This window comes from Aureibacter tunicatorum (genome assembly GCF_036492635.1).
In the GTDB taxonomy this organism is placed as follows: Bacteria; Bacteroidota; Bacteroidia; order Cytophagales; family Cyclobacteriaceae; genus Aureibacter; species Aureibacter tunicatorum.
On sequence record NZ_AP025305.1, the window covers coordinates 4,354,990 to 4,370,704 of the forward strand.

At 39.6% G+C, this 15,715-nt stretch carries 9 protein-coding genes and 3 tRNA genes; 4 read left to right on the forward strand and 8 right to left on the reverse strand.

The window, feature by feature from the left end:
- Nucleotides 1-234: 234 nt before the first annotated feature.
- The 3 genes from AABK36_RS18340 to AABK36_RS18350 are packed head-to-tail and all read left to right on the forward strand — an operon-like array spanning nucleotide 235 to nucleotide 3,092.
- Nucleotides 235-1,335, forward strand: coding sequence for an NAD(P) transhydrogenase subunit alpha (locus AABK36_RS18340; protein ID WP_309936599.1), 1,101 nt, complete (start codon nucleotides 235-237; stop codon nucleotides 1,333-1,335).
- Nucleotides 1,336-1,341: 6 nt separating this feature from the next.
- A complete protein-coding gene (locus AABK36_RS18345; RefSeq protein ID WP_309936601.1) occupies nucleotides 1,342-1,668 on the forward strand; it encodes an NAD(P) transhydrogenase subunit alpha part 2 in 327 nt (108 codons plus the stop codon).
- Between the two features lie 35 nt (nucleotides 1,669-1,703).
- A complete protein-coding gene (locus AABK36_RS18350; protein ID WP_309936602.1) occupies nucleotides 1,704-3,092 on the forward strand; it encodes an NAD(P)(+) transhydrogenase (Re/Si-specific) subunit beta in 1,389 nt (462 codons plus the stop codon).
- An 83-nt stretch (nucleotides 3,093-3,175) separates the two neighbouring features.
- On the opposite strand, the gene AABK36_RS18355 is transcribed toward AABK36_RS18350, so the two are convergent.
- Nucleotides 3,176-4,561, reverse strand: coding sequence for a hypothetical protein (locus AABK36_RS18355; RefSeq protein WP_309936603.1), 1,386 nt, complete (start codon nucleotides 4,559-4,561; stop codon nucleotides 3,176-3,178).
- A gap of 207 nt (nucleotides 4,562-4,768) precedes the next feature.
- On the opposite strand from AABK36_RS18355, the gene AABK36_RS18360 reads away from it, so the two are divergent.
- Nucleotides 4,769-6,844 (forward strand): vWA domain-containing protein, encoded by a 2,076-nt coding sequence (locus AABK36_RS18360; RefSeq protein ID WP_309936605.1) that lies wholly within the window; start codon nucleotides 4,769-4,771, stop codon nucleotides 6,842-6,844.
- A 71-nt stretch (nucleotides 6,845-6,915) separates the two neighbouring features.
- On the opposite strand, the gene gpmI is transcribed toward AABK36_RS18360, so the two are convergent.
- The 7 genes from gpmI to AABK36_RS18395 form a co-directional block, all read right to left on the reverse strand.
- Entirely contained in the window at nucleotides 6,916-8,436 is a 1,521-nt protein-coding gene (gene gpmI / locus AABK36_RS18365) for a 2,3-bisphosphoglycerate-independent phosphoglycerate mutase (protein WP_309936606.1), read from the reverse strand.
- Nucleotides 8,437-8,709: 273 nt separating this feature from the next.
- Nucleotides 8,710-10,983 (reverse strand): hypothetical protein, encoded by a 2,274-nt coding sequence (locus AABK36_RS18370; protein WP_309936607.1) that lies wholly within the window; start codon nucleotides 10,981-10,983, stop codon nucleotides 8,710-8,712.
- Between the two features lie 163 nt (nucleotides 10,984-11,146).
- A complete protein-coding gene (locus AABK36_RS18375) occupies nucleotides 11,147-13,927 on the reverse strand; it encodes a TonB-dependent receptor (RefSeq protein ID WP_309936608.1) in 2,781 nt (926 codons plus the stop codon).
- A gap of 348 nt (nucleotides 13,928-14,275) precedes the next feature.
- Nucleotides 14,276-15,256, reverse strand: coding sequence for an AAA family ATPase (locus AABK36_RS18380; RefSeq protein ID WP_309936609.1), 981 nt, complete (start codon nucleotides 15,254-15,256; stop codon nucleotides 14,276-14,278).
- 163 nt (nucleotides 15,257-15,419) lie between these two features.
- Nucleotides 15,420-15,491, reverse strand: a tRNA-Gly gene (locus AABK36_RS18385).
- Nucleotides 15,492-15,529: 38 nt separating this feature from the next.
- Nucleotides 15,530-15,613: transfer RNA gene (locus AABK36_RS18390), tRNA-Leu, on the reverse strand.
- A 21-nt stretch (nucleotides 15,614-15,634) separates the two neighbouring features.
- Nucleotides 15,635-15,706: transfer RNA gene (locus AABK36_RS18395), tRNA-Gly, on the reverse strand.
- Between the last annotated feature and the right edge of the window lie 9 nt (nucleotides 15,707-15,715).

Below are 15,715 nucleotides of genomic sequence, written 5' to 3' on the forward strand. Positions count from 1 at the left end.
AGACTCATTATTGAAATACTCTAACAAGTCATATTTCGTTCGATCCTTCCCAAAAGCGGATACAATCCATCCTGCAACCCTTGAAATGATCTTTATCATATTATTTTACCTCTCTATTGCATTCTTTTACTTTGATTTTATTAAAATGCTATCATGCAACAAAAATCTGCAACAGCAAGTTTCCTGATTAGAGTCTTCGGACTATGCAGATAGCCATATGACAAAACCAAGAAAATGCAATTAGGAATATTAAAAGAATTATCAGACAATAGGGTATCCATAAGCCCCGAGTCAGTAAAGAAACTTTCCAAAAGTTATGAAATAGTTGTAGAAAAAGATGCCGGAATTTCCGCATTTTTCAGCAACGAGGATTATGAAGCTGTTGGAGCTAAGTCGACAAGTCGCGATGAACTTTTGAAAAATTGCGATATTGTATTTTCTATCAACCCTCCTAGCTTGGATGACCTTGGCTTGATGAAAAAGAATGCGATCATTGTCAGCCAGTTTTCTCCATTCAACCAACCTGAAATAGCCGAGCAAATCGCCCAATTGGGCATCAGCGCATTGAGCATGGATATGATTCCAAGAACGACTCTGGCTCAAGCTATGGACGTATTGTCATCAATGGCTTCCATAGCAGGATACAGAGCCGTGCTTAAAGCCAGCGATTATTTCCCAAGATACATACCTATGCTTTCTACCGCCGCAGGAACTATTCCGCCGGCAAAAGCACTCATATTAGGTGCCGGAGTAGCGGGTCTTCAAGCGATCGCCACCGCCAAAAGGCTTGGGGCTGTCGTTGAGGTATTTGACACAAGAGCCGCGGCCAAAGAAGAGGTAATGAGTCTTGGCGCCAAATTTATCGAAGTGGAAGGAGCTACAGATGACAAAGCCGCTGGCGGGTATGCTGTAGAGCAAACAGAGGATTACAAAAAGAAACAAGCTGAGCTTATCGCTGAGAAAGCTTCAAAAGCTGATATCATCATCACAACCGCCTTGTTGAGAGGCAGACCAGCTCCATTGCTTTTGCCAAAATCAACATTGGATAACATGAAGCCCGGAAGCGTTATCGTTGATCTGGCAGCTATCACAGGTGGTAATTGCGAAGTAACGGAAAATAAAAAAGTAGTGACTTACAAAGGGATCAGCGTAATCGGCGACTCCAATTTATCCGAAGAAATTTCCCAGCATGCTTCTATCTTATTCGGGAAAAACATAGAGAACTACATCAAGATCCTATTCACAGAATCTGGTGAACTAGATATGGAAAACGAATTGGTATCAGCAAGTTGCTTAGCGCATCAAAACGAAAATATTTACAAGAAAAACAACTAGACCATTATGTTGGAAATCATCATACAATTCTTCGCGGATAACTTGCCAATGATCATCATGCTTGTTTTGGCATCATTTCTTGGCATGGAAATCATCGGTAAAGTGCCAACTGTCCTGCACACGCCTCTTATGTCAGGTGCCAATGCGATCAGTGGCGTAGTAGCTATTGGTGCCATCATATTGGTAAGAAGCGCTTCTCCAGACGATTACTTTTCTTTGGGACTAGGCTCTGTGGGTATCGCATTAGCAATCATCAATGTCGCCGGCGGATTTGCCGTGACAAACAGAATGCTGGAAATGTTCAAGAAGAAAAAAGACAACAAAAGCTCATAAGCCTGTTATCGTAAAACGCGAAATAAGAAATTAAAATGGAAACAACTATATCTCAACTTTTATACCTAATAAGCTTAGTGCTTTTTATCGTTGGTCTTAAAGGCTTAAGCCACCCAGAAACGGCAAGACGAGGAAACCTCATCGCCGCATCAGGAATGATCTTAGGCATCATCGTAGCTCTATTTCAACCGATGCAAGACGCATCCAACAATTATCTGTGGATATTAGGAGGAGTTATCGTCGGTTCGGCAATAGGGCTAACTGCAGCTAAGAAAGTTCAAATGACGAAAATGCCGGAAATGGTATCTTTATTCAATGGATTAGGTGGTGCATGCGCCATGTTCATCGGCTTTGTGGAATTTTACAATCTTCCTGCTCAGACCGAAATGATGAGCGGGTCCGTATTCACTAATATCTTTGCTTTAGTCATAGGAAGTATTTCTTTCTCTGGGAGTTTGATTGCTTACGGAAAACTAAATGGATCATTAAGAGATTCTCTTAAATTGCCTGCACCTCAAGTAATCAATGTCTTGAATTTAATAGGCATTTTCGTGATTTGCGGTCTAATACTTTCCGGATCTGAACTAGACATGAACTTGGTGATCGCTTTGTTCGCTCTATCATTAACATATGGAGTTGTCTTCGTTACCCCAATTGGAGGTGGAGACATGCCTGTCGTCATTTCATTGTTAAATTCTATCACAGGAATAGGAGCTATGGGAGCCGGCCTTATCTACTCGAATAATGTAATGATAATCGGTGGTATTTTGGTAGGAGCGTCAGGTGTAATCCTTACGGTCATGATGTGCAAAGCCATGAACAGAACGCTTTTCAATGTAATTATTGGCGGCATATCGTCATCTTCAAGTTCTGCCGCTGCTGAAGGAGATCAAGTTATTAAAGAAGTGCAAGTCAGCGACCTTGCCATTCAACTCAAGTACGCCAGCAAAGTCATTGTCGTGCCAGGTTACGGACTAGCTGTAGCTCAAGCTCAACATACTATTCACGAACTTGAAGTCCTGCTTGAAGAAGAAGGCGTTGACTTCAAATTTGCGATACATCCAGTCGCCGGTAGAATGCCCGGACACATGAACGTGCTTCTTGCCGAAGCTGATGTATCCTATGACAAACTTTTGGAATTGGATCAAGCAAACAGCGAATTCCCAACTACTGATGTCGTATTGGTGATCGGAGCCAATGACGTTGTAAACCCGGCCGCCAAAACCGATACTTCCAGCCCTATATACGGAATGCCGATCTTGGATGTGGAGCTTGCCAAGCAAGTTGTAGTCATGAAAAGAGGAATGAGCAAAGGATATGCCGGCATTGAGAACCCATTATTTTTCAATGACAATACAAAAATGCTTTTTGGAGACGCTAAGCAATCTATTGCAAAGCTTAAGGAAGAAGTTCAGAATGCGTAACCCAATAAACCTATAATTATAAATAAGAAGTCTCCTTGAATTCATTTCTTGGAGGCTTTTTCATTTCTACAGGAAAAATATCCTCAAGATCTTTCTCCGAATTTTTCCCCTGTCCCATTGTTAACAGCAGCGACATACCTGAAACACTCTTGGGCAAAAGATTTCCATTTCTTAAACGACATCGTATCCCTCAAATTCCTGAATTCGATTATTGGCGCTTTTTTATTTTGCTCTTCGCCTACCATATCCATTTTATCCCCATAACTTCCCAATGACTCCAACTCATAAGCTCTTTGCCTATTTGAAAAGTGCTCACTTGTCAACAAGTCTCTTCCTTGAGGAATATTTTCCAACCAATCTCTTTTGGACAACGAACCTAGAATATTTCTATGAGACAAAGGCATACCACGATAAACCCCATATCTAAACAAACGGGTATGAATACCATCCAACCCTAAACGTCTATTCATCTCATCGACTACCGTCATCCATATAATCTGATTATGATTCCTGAGGTACCTTTTCAGCAGACTTGGAAGAGATTCAAACATCGCCGCAAAATCCGTCCTAAGCAATAAGGAAGAAAAATTCTTGGGATAACTATAAACGACTCCATGAGCTGAAATAAGATAATGGCCAATCAACTTGATCAGTCCGCATAAATCGTTGTTTTCCAGCACAGGATATTCATTTTTCATTCCTTCGACCACTTCAGCCACCTCTTTCAACATCAACTGTCGTCTGTATTTGGTCAATAAATCATCTTCAAACCCTTCGCTTGGCTTCATCAAAGAATCTCTTCCATTCTTCTTTCTTTCTGTCATTTCTGGCGTCTCCGATTCTTGCTGAAAACCCAAATCCTCCATCAATTGCGAAACTTGAGACAACTTGATCCCTGCGGTCATTTGGAAGCTGCCTGCAGGATATCCTCTCGACCAAATCACCACTTCCTCCCACTGCTCCGGAACACTGCCAAACCTTTTCAAACTGGACAAATAAGTACGGCAAAATCCATACTTCCTAATGTACTCCATCATATTCTCCAATATGGACATTGTCTTTGTCAAGGACTCATAGCCATGCGTAGTCTCAGGAAATGGATCAGTAACGATCTCCATATATGGTATTTTGGCAGGATGAGAGATATCAACCTGCATTGTAAAACCATCTCCCTCAAGCAATACCTCTCCTTTTCTAAACGGCACATAATGCACCTCTGACTCGTCCAAATACACTCCTTCCCACAATCCGCTGGTATAATCGCGCATCACTTCTCTATCCTTGAAGATCCGATATTTCCCATTTTCGATTTCAAACCCAACAGCTCTCTGAACAATGCCTTTTCTTCCGAAAACAGCTTCATGATCAGCCTGTCGCTGCAACATTACAGGCGTTTGCGACAAGTCGGACTCGCCTCTTCCTCTTTGATTCTCCTTTTTAGATTTTTTCCCTTGATGAAAAGTATACAACAACCCTTATTTTATTGCTTCCCATTCTGTCAACCTTCAGAAACATATAAATTGTTTAAATTATGCCACCTTACTTCTGCAATAATTGGATCTCTGCATCGAATAACTTTTTAAAGGTAAGCGTGGTATAATATTCGCAATTTTTATATATATTAACTGATCTTAGCTTGTTAAAAGCGATTGCCTTGAAGAATCACCATTATCAAAATGCAACATATTCAAATACAATTCACATACAGTCCTTGGTTTATTCTACTATGTCTGGCGCTAGGCGCAGCGATAACATGGCTGCTCTACAGTTCAAACAAAAAGTGGAACAAAAAACAACTGTACGCAATGTCCTCTTTGAGGTTTTTGAGTATTTCCACAATATCATTTTTGTTACTGGGTCCTATCATCAATTCGTTCTTCAATTGGGAAGAAAAACCAAAAGTCATCTTCGCTATCGACAACTCAAGTTCTGTCGCTCAATATGGAGATTCACTGGCTCTCGCTGAGTACCTTAAAGAAATCGGAAGCTTCAAAAGCAATCAAAATAACACTTTCGACGTAAGCGTAAGAACACTTTCCGCATCGCTTTCAGACTTCAGCGAAGACAATGGATTGGAATTCTCGGAAAAAAGCACTAACCTTTCTAAGATGCTTAAAAACATTCAAAATGATTTTGAAGGGTCTAAAGTTTCTTCTGTTATTTTACTGACAGACGGGCGTTTTAATGAAGGATTCAATCCAAATTATCTAAAATACAACTTTCCTGTGCACACGATAGGCATAGGGGATACTATCGTAAAGCCTGACGCAAGCTTCCTTGATGTGCTTCATAACAAAATCGCCTATATGGGCAATAAATTCTCCATCAGAGCCAAAGTCAACAACCAAAAGCTTCAAGGCGAGAAAGTAACAATTGAATTACGCAAAGGAAAAAAGCTTATAGACAAAAAAAGCTATGAAATTCCTGATGAAAACCACATTGAAACGTTAGACTTTATCTTGGACGCTGACGAAGAAGGAATGCAGCATTTTACATTGAATATTGTACCTCCTTCAAAAGAGTATTCGAAAGAAAACAATACCAGACATGTCTATCTGGATGTCGTGGATGGCCAACAAAAAATACTTCTTCTAGCCGCCGCTCCCCACCCAGACATCAAAACCCTACGCCAAGCGATAGAGAAAAATGACAATTATGATCTGAAGTTAGCTTACGCATATGACAGTAAAATTCCAAAAGACAAATACGATCTTGTAATCCTGCATCAGCTTCCGCATAAAAATCGAAAACTCAACAATGCGGTAAAAGATATATTGAATTCTGAAACGCCCAAATTTTTCATCGCCGGAGGACAGAGCGACTTTAGAGCCTTAAGCAAAAACAACTCCGCCATTGACGTTCAAGTCAGAAGCATCAAAAAAGACGAAGCTTTCGGCTCCTTCAACCCAAACTTTAAAGCCTTCAATTATGAAGATGATAATAGAAAAAACCTTGGAAAACTGCCGCCATTAAGCACTCCATTTGGCAATATCAATCTTAAAAATGGCTCTAAGAGCATTTTATTGCAAAGAATTGGGAACGTCCAAACTCAAAAACCATTGCTTGCCATTAACGACCAAAGCAACCCTAAGCATGCAGTACTGTTAGGTGAAGGCATATGGACTTGGGGTATTTCAGAACGAAAAATGAATGATGACAGCGAAAGCACTGATCAGTTGATTTCCAAAACGGTGCAATTGCTTAGCAGCAAAGAAGATAAAAGGCAGTTCAAAAGCTATCCTTCAAAACATGAATTCCATGACAATGAGCCTGTCAATATTCATGCGGAACTGTACAACGAGCTTTTCGAACCCGTTTACGGTCAAAAGATATCCATTAACTTAGCCAGAGAAGGCGAAGAAAATAAAAGCTATAGCTTTATAAATGCACCTCAAAGCAATCACTTTACGATCAACGACCTTCCCGAAGGCATATATAATTTTACATCATCTGTAAACTTCAATGATAAGTCTTATAAAAACAATGGCCAGTTCTTAGTGAAAAACTTGAACTATGAAGCCCAGAATCCAACAGCGGACTTCAGCTTGCTTCGCCAACTCAGCGAAAATACGGGAGGATCATTCATAGAATCGCCATCCCAGCTTAATAGCATTGATATAAGCGACAAACAAGGAATCATATATACTGAAGAATCTTTCATCCCTTTTGTCAATCTTAAATGGGTTTTCTTCTTAATCCTATTCTTGTTGACATTGGAATGGAGCATGAGAAAATATTGGGGTGGATACTAAAATAAAAAAGGCTGCAAAAGCAGCCTTCAAAAAATAAATTTGTATGAAATGGGGTACTGAAATATGATCTCTTAAACTAAGATATCACCTGTCATTTCCGCAGGAATATCCAATCCCATTAGTTTCAATATTGTCGGAGCCACATCACCAAGCTTTCCATCTTTAACATCTCCTTTGAACTCAGGATCTACTACGATAAAAGGCACCAAATTCGTTGTGTGCGCTGTATTAGGGGAACCGTCCGCATTCACCATAAAGTCTGAATTGCCATGGTCAGCGATCACCAATGTTGTGTAACCATGATCCAAAGCTGTCTCGATTACCGACTGAGCGCACTTGTCAACAGCTTCAGCCGCTGCAACAGCCGCTTCGAAAACTCCCGTATGACCTACCATATCCGTATTGGCGAAGTTCAAGCAAACGAAATCCACTTCTTCTTTTTCCAACTCAGGAATGATCTTATTCTTGATATCCTCCGCGCTCATCTCCGGCTTAAGGTCATATGTAGGCACCTTAGGAGAAGGAGCCAATAGCCTGCTTTCGCCATCAAACTCAACTTCGCGACCTCCAGAGAAGAAAAATGTAACGTGAGGGTATTTTTCTGTTTCTGCGATTCTGATTTGTCTTTTCGTATTTTCAGACAATACTTCGCCAAGGGTATTTTTCAAATTATCCTTATCGAAAATAACATTCACTTCATTGAATGTATCATCATAGTTAGTCATTGTCACATAATACAATGGCAATTTGCTCATCTCTTGCTCAGGGAAATCCTCTTGCGTGAGAGCTTTTGTGATTTCTCTACCACGGTCAGTACGGTAATTATAGCAAATCACTACATCATGCGGATCAATCGTAGCCAATGGGTTACCTTCAGCATCAGCATGAACAATCGGCTCGATAAATTCATCTGTAACATTATTAGCGTATGATGTTTCAATAGCGCCAAAAATGTCTTGTGTCTTCTCTCCAACGCCATTCACCATGACATCATATGCTTTTTTCACTCTTTCCCAACGATTGTCTCTATCCATTGCGAAATATCTTCCCACAACCGAAGCAATTTGTCCAGTTGTCTTATTCATATGCTCTTGAAGAGAACTCAAGTAACCTAAGCCTCCTTTAGGGTCAGTATCTCTACCGTCAGTAAACGCATGAACAAATACATTTTCAAGCTCCAAATCGCTTGCAATAGACAGCAATCCCTTCAAGTGATCAATATGAGCATGAACCCCGCCGTCAGAAGCCAAACCGATAAAGTGAATTTTCTTTTTATTCTCTTTCGCGTATTTGAATGCATCCAAAAGGGCAACATTCTCTCCGATAGTATTTTCATCGAAAGCCTTGTTGATCTTCACCAAATCTTGATACACAATACGACCCGCGCCCAAATTCATATGTCCAACTTCCGAGTTCCCCATCTGGCCTTCAGGAAGTCCAACAGCCAAGCCCGAAGCTTCTAGCTTTGAGTTGGAGTACTTCGTGTACAATGAATCCACAAAAGGAGTATTCGCCTTATCAATAGCGGATACTTCAGGATTGGTAGCGATTCCCCAACCATCCAGAATCATCAAAATGACTTTCTTGCTCATAATCTATATTTGTAAAATTACACGGACAGAGTCCTTTTCTTATTTCTAATTTTCAGTTTCATCAAGCCTGCAAAGCCTGCGAATCAATAACAATGCGAAAATATAACTTATTGATGAAAGAATCATTGACGCATGTCATGATTAAGACATTACTCTTCAATGAATTAAAGTAGCAAGACTGTAATTTGTTCAATAGAAAAAAGCAAAAAAAGCCCTCCTGAAATCAGAAGAGCTTTCGAAATTATATGAAATTTGACTTATTGATTCAAAAAATTAGTTCATTTTCTTAACCCAAGACTCATCACCAAGGCTACCAGCACCAGTGTTAGAGTCATTGATTGTCAAGTTTTGTTCAACTTTCTCTTGTTGATCAGCTGTCAACTCTTCTTTATATGAGTAAGTTCCTTCAGCATTGCCATCTAATTTAGCATCAACTTTCATAGATCCGCTTATCGCGAAAGCAGTAGACTCTGAAGTCTCAACCTCTACTCCATATCCAGAGAAACCTGTCACAACCAAGTTTGTGATTGTAGCATTTGTTCCAGCTCTAAGCTTTACGCCATCTATAGTCTTCTCACCGTCTGTGCGACCATTACCAATCAAAGTAACATTTTCCAAAGTTGGATTAGACACAGGGCCTGCAGCAAAATCTTTAGAGTTGTTATCTGCCTCAATTCCTCTGTCACCTGCATCATCAGCTTGAATTGCCAACAAATTAGTCGCTTTTCCAGACCATCCGTAAGTCCAATCGAATGAATCATCTTTAGAACCAGTTGAAACTACATTCATTACGTTTACCGTTCCACCGAAAAATTCGATTCCATCGTCACCACCCATGTAAGCTTGAATATTTTCAATGATTGTTCTATTTCCAACGCCATTGAAAGTAAATCCATTATGCTCTTTTTCATCATTAATAGCGTTACCTGTGTACTCTACTCTAACATACTTCAATACTCCAGAGTAATCTTCAGGATTATTACCACCATACTTTACGTCACCAACTTCAGCAGTTCTTTCACCAGCAGCACCTCCACCGTTAATAGGCGCTTTACCGCAAACGATAATACCACCCCAATCTCCTCTTGAAGGAGCCTCTTCACCAGAAGTGAAAACAATCGGCTTGTCAGCTGTACCTTCAGCTAGAATTCTTGCTCCTTTCTCTATCAAAAGGTAAGCAATAGCTTCACCAACTTTACTCTTGATAGTAACACCCGGCTGAATGATCAGAGCAGCACCATCTTTAACGTGCACCCCAGCAGCCAACTCATAAGTGTTTCCTTCTGTCAAAACAGTGTTCTCTTCAATATCTCCAGAAATTACAGCGCCATTTTCAAGTGGCGTACCAGCAACAGGAGCACCTCCTTTATAATCAACACTTACAGTCCAGCCTTCGAAAACCGACTCGTCAGCTCCAGTATTAGCTGGATTAACCGTCAAGTTCTGCTCGATTTTGTTCAACTCTTCTTCAGAAATTTCCTCTTTGAAGTTATAACCGATTTCGCCATTTCCATCAAGCTTAGCGTCAACTTTCATATCTCCGTTGATAGCAAAAGCAGTAGACTCTTCTGTCTCAACTTCAACACCATATCCAGAGAACCCTGAAACAACCAAGTTCATAATCGAAGCATTAGTTCCAGCTCTAAGCTTAACACCAACTACAGACTTGCCGTCTTTCTCAGCACCATTTCCAATCAAAGTAATACCGTCCAATGTTGGATTTGATACTGGATTTGCTGTAAAATCTTTGGAATTATTGTCTGCCTCAATACCTCTGTCTCCAGTTTCTTCAGCTTGAACAGCCTTCCAGTTAGTTCCTTTACCTGACCATCCGTATGTCCAGTCGAATGAATCATCTTTAGCTCCTGTAGCCAACAAGTTCTCTGCATTCACTGTACCTCCAAAAAACTCAAATGCATCATCTCCACCCATATGCGACTGAAGGTACATCAAAGTCGTTCCCGAACCAACACCATTAAATGTGAATCCGTTATGCTCTTTTTCATCATTGATAGCATTACCTGTATACTCAACACGAACATACTTCAAAACTCCTGAATTATCAGCTTCATTGCTACCGCCATACTTCACATCACCAACTTCAGCAGTTCTTTCGCCTTCTCCATCTCCTCCGTTAACTGGAGCGTCACCACATATGATAACACCACCCCAATCACCTCTTGCAGGAGTTTCTTCACCTGAAGTAAATACAATTGGCTTAGCAGCAGTACCTTCAGCGATGATTTTACCACCTTGCTCTACCAATAAATATGCAATTGACTCTCCGCTTTTGCTCTTTACAACAACTCCTGGATCTATCGTCAATGTCACACCTTCCGCAACGTGAACACCACCAGCAAGCACAATAGCAGTACCTGCTTCCCACTTCATATCTTCTGTGATATCACCAGAAACTTCTATTTCGTCTCCTGGAAGCGGCTCTGGATTAGGATTATCATTTTCATCATCCTTACAAGCAGTAAACATTACCATTGTAGCCATACCTAATGCCACAAAGGACTTTTTGAAGATGTTTGGTTTTTTCATCTCTTTTATCAGTATAATTTTGTTTGAATCTTATTTAATAAAACAAATATACAACTTACATATTAACAATATCTAACCTTGAAATGAAGGGATTATAAATAATTATTATAATATAAAATATAATAAATAACCCCCTCTAAAAATCATTAGATTGAAGTATATGTTAGAATTTATATGACATTGACAAGCCTGCGGAAATACCCTTTTTATAGCTATAAACTACAGTATTTTGTCCACCTTCCAGCACACTCTCTTGCTCTCTTTCATATGTAGGATCCAGCAAATTCTTAACAGATAAGTTCACGCTTAATCTATCATTAATACTGTTTCTCCACACCAAGTCAAGGGTATGAACTGGCTTTTCAAAAATATCCCCATTGTTTTGCGCTCCAGCAGCAAACAACCTTCTGCCAAAAGTATTATACACAATTGCAAAAGTTGTATTTAGCTTTCCAATATCTTCGTTGAATGACATATTAGCATTCACTAAATAAGGAGACGCTCCCTGCAATGCGCGTTTATCATTAGTCATCACACCTTTCTCCTTTAATTGGATTTCATTCACAAGTAGATAGGTAAAGTTCGCTCCTAATGAAAATTTATTTAACGTTGGATTGTCGCCAAAGAATTTCCCTAATTCTCTGTTAAACTCAAGTTCCAAACCAGCGACAGTCGCATTGTCTGTATTTGCAAAACTATACAAAGTCGTTCCTGATTCCGGAGTTACAATCATTTCAACCGCATCGTTAATATATCGTACAAAACCTCCAATAGCTACAATAGAACCTACTTCAGGGAATAATTCGTACTTAAGATCAAAGTTATAGTTCTGGCTATTTGCCAAAGTATCATTACCTGTTGATTGTCCCTCAGGTCCAACATATATAAATGGCACAACTTCCAATAATGAAGGCCTTGTCAGAGTTTTACTTGCAGCTAATTTCAAACTGCTTTTTTCATTTAAGTTATATTTGAAATTCACAGACGGCAATACAGCAAGATCTTCATAAGTACTCTCTCTCAATGGAGCGTCAATTAAGTCTCTCAATTTTTTAAACTTCACAACTCTATTAGTTTGCTCTGCTCTTACACCTGCTTGCATACTAAGTCTGTCTGGAACTAAAGTGAAGTCACCTATTAGATATGTTGATGCAACATCAACGTTTGCCTTAAAAATTCTAGAAGGATCAGGCTGATCCTTATAAAAGTATAGCCCATCCGAATAGTTCTCGTCATTGATATAATCTGAAGGCTTGTCAGGATTCACACCGTTCTCATACCTAGGGTCAGACATTAACTTTTCAACATCCTGAATATTAACCTGTCTCCATTCAAAATCTCTAGCTTTTGATTGAGAATTCAAGCCAAAAGTTATATAATGATTGAACTCACCCATATTTTCCTTTGGAGAAAATCCTTTTTTAACTTCAACTTTTGTAGCCCACTCATCTTCACTTAATTCACCCCAGTACCTTTGATTATCAGATGCATTTAATGAGTTAAGCAAATAGTTATCAAAGTTCTCATTTGTTTGGAAAGTTAGCTGTCTCCTATCAGGCTCATCACTAGTCGCAATTGAATAAGATCCTGCCCAATCCAAGGTCCAACTTTCATCCACGCTCAACACATGGCTACCCAATAATTGATTCGTCCAAAGCTGATTTTGAATATATCTAATACGTTGAACTCTCAAGAAACCTCTATCAAAGTCTTCTCCATCCCATTGCCCATACTCGTTCTCTGAACTATTCACAAACAATGAGTTATAGCTGATTTTATGATTAGAATTTATTCTATAATATAGGTTAAGTAGCGCGGAAGTATTTGTATTATATTTATTTTTCAAATATGTATAATCTTCTTGCACATCATCCTGAGCATTCACACTTTTAAACACCCCTTCTTCTGTTCTATACTCATTGTCATAATTCACCGAAAATAAAACCCCTAAAGAAGACGATCCTGCCAAATCAAAAAGTTTACCTCCAGCGATGCCAACACCAAAATCAATAGGCGCTGACCCTATAGGCGCGTCAAAATTTGTAGAAAAAGGTTCTGGCTTGCCTTCTCCATCAGAAGTCCAAATCTTTGCGTTGCGAATCTCATCTGGAAGCTGTCTTCCATCACCGCTAAATCCTAGCTTTTCATAAGCTCCATCCTTAGAGCTTCTAAAGTCCTTGCCAGTGGAAATACTATTGTATCCGGAAGACACCGATACATTCAAAAAAGGATCCGCTGGATAATCTTTCGTCACAACATTAATGCTCGCACCAGCGAAATCTCCCGTGTAATGCGGATCAAAAACTTTCGAAATTGAAATATTCTTCACGATATCCGCAGAGAATAAATTCAATGGAATAATTTTAGTGTTTGGGTTCGGAGAAGGAACAGGCAGTCCATTCAACAAGGCATTGTTATATCTATCTCCAAGACCTCTTACGTAAAGCCCTCTATTGCTCTCCTTCGAGATACCAACCATCTTGGCAACTCCTTCTTCAACATTGGATACTCCTTTTGTCGCCAACTCTTCAACCCCTATCGCTTCCACCATCGTTGTAGACTTTTGTCTTTCAAGCAACAAAGCTTCCTCGCTCGCTCTATCAGCTTTGGACTGAACTACTACTCCTTCAAGTTGCACCAAGTCTGATTCCAATTGGATATTCACAACCAATCCTCCAGAACCTAACTCAATAGATTTTTTGTAATCTTTATAGCCTATATAAGACACTACAATATTATAAGTACCCTTAGGCGCCGAGAACTCAAAGTTCCCGAAAACATCCGTAGACGCTCCATAAGTTGTTCCTTCTAACAATACGTTGGCGCCTATTACTTCCTCTCCGGTCTGTGCATCTTTTACAGTACCTTTCACCACTTCCTTTGCAAAGGCAGCGACCGAAAATAGGCAGCAGAATAATGTTAATAGTAAATTTTGTTTCATCATTAGTCAATTTCTTAATTTCGAAAACAAAATTACCCGAATACCATTACTTGCTTTTAAACAAGATATTATCTAAAAGTTACACTTAAATCGATAGATTAAGAAAATTTTAATTCAAAATAGTACTAACTCATATTATTTTATCCTAAAAACCTTCAAAAACGTATTATTGGTTAAATTCAATAAAGCAAATCTTAAATCCTATCAAATTTCATTAACACAAAATTCACACAAATGATTCTTAGTTAACAAAGATCTAACCTGTGTAATATTTAGAGCTAAAAACAAAAAAACCACTCAAAATGAGTGGTTTCCATAATTTCATTACTTGTATAAGCTAATAATAGTCCTCTAATTCGATATCGGAACTTTAACCAATATTTGATTTACAATGTCTCTAGTCGTGACGCTATCAGCTTCTGCTTCATAGTTCACCATTATCCTGTGATTCAACACATCAACGGCAACTTCTTTCACATCTTCAGGCAACACATAGTTTCTTCCTTGGAAAAAGGCAGTCGCTTTAGCCGCAAGGTTCATATTAATACTTGCTCTCGGCGAAACTCCAAACTCAATATACTTGGCTTCTTCCTCCAAACCATACTCTCCCGGATATCTAGTGGCAAACACCAATTCAATAATATACTTCTCCAATGATTCGGAAATCTTGACTTGATTAATCTGCTCACGAATGTCCATGATATCTTGAACCTCAAGCACAGGCTTTACTTCTTCATGGAAAGACATATTAGCCATTCTTCTCATTACTTCAAGCTCATGATCCTTTGTGGGATAGTCCACATAGACCTTCATCATGAATCTATCCATCTGCGCTTCCGGCAATGGGTACGTTCCTTCTTGATCCACAGGGTTCTGGGTCGCCAACACAAAGAATGGCTTCTGCAATTTAAATGTCTCCTCGCCTATCGTCACTTGCTTCTCCTGCATAGCCTCCAACAAAGCCGCTTGAACTTTGGCAGGCGAACGGTTGATCTCGTCAGCAAGAACCAAATTAGCGAACACAGGTCCTTTTTTCACTTCGAACTCCGCCTTTTGCTGATTGTAAATCATTGTTCCAATCACATCGGCAGGCAAAAGGTCCGGTGTAAACTGTATTCTTTTGAAATCCAGTCTCAATACTTTAGCAAGCGTATTCACTGTCAATGTCTTCGCAAGACCGGGCACACCTTCAAGCAATATATGTCCTTGGGTAAACAAGCCTATCAATAAACGATTGACCATATAATCTTGCCCAACGACAATCTTACCCACTTCATCCATTACTTGCTGAATCTTCTCGTGGTAGGAATTAGCTTGATTTGAATTATCCATGAAATCTATAATTTTCGAACTTATCTCAACAAAATTCTAATTTAAAAAAAATATTGCTAAATCATCTTGCCTTGCAGAAAAAGAATACTGTTAAAAAACTTTAAAATACAGTGAAGAGGTTGGGGGAAACAAAAAAACCGTCTAAAAGACGGTTAAGATTTTGAGCGAAAGAAGGGGATCGAACCCTCGACCCTCACCTTGGCAAGGTGATGCTCTACCGCTGAGCTACTTTCGCTTCTACTTTTTGTATTTATACTCTCAAAAGAAAAAGAGTACTAGAGGCGGGACTTGAACCCGCACGCCCAAAAGGGCACAAGATTTTAAGTCTTGCGTGTCTACCAATTCCACCACTCCAGCTTGACTAACATATAGTCGTTGAGCGAAAGAAGGGGATCGAACCCTCGACCCTCACCTTGGCAAGGTGATGCTCTACCGCTGAGCTACTTTCGCATTCAATTC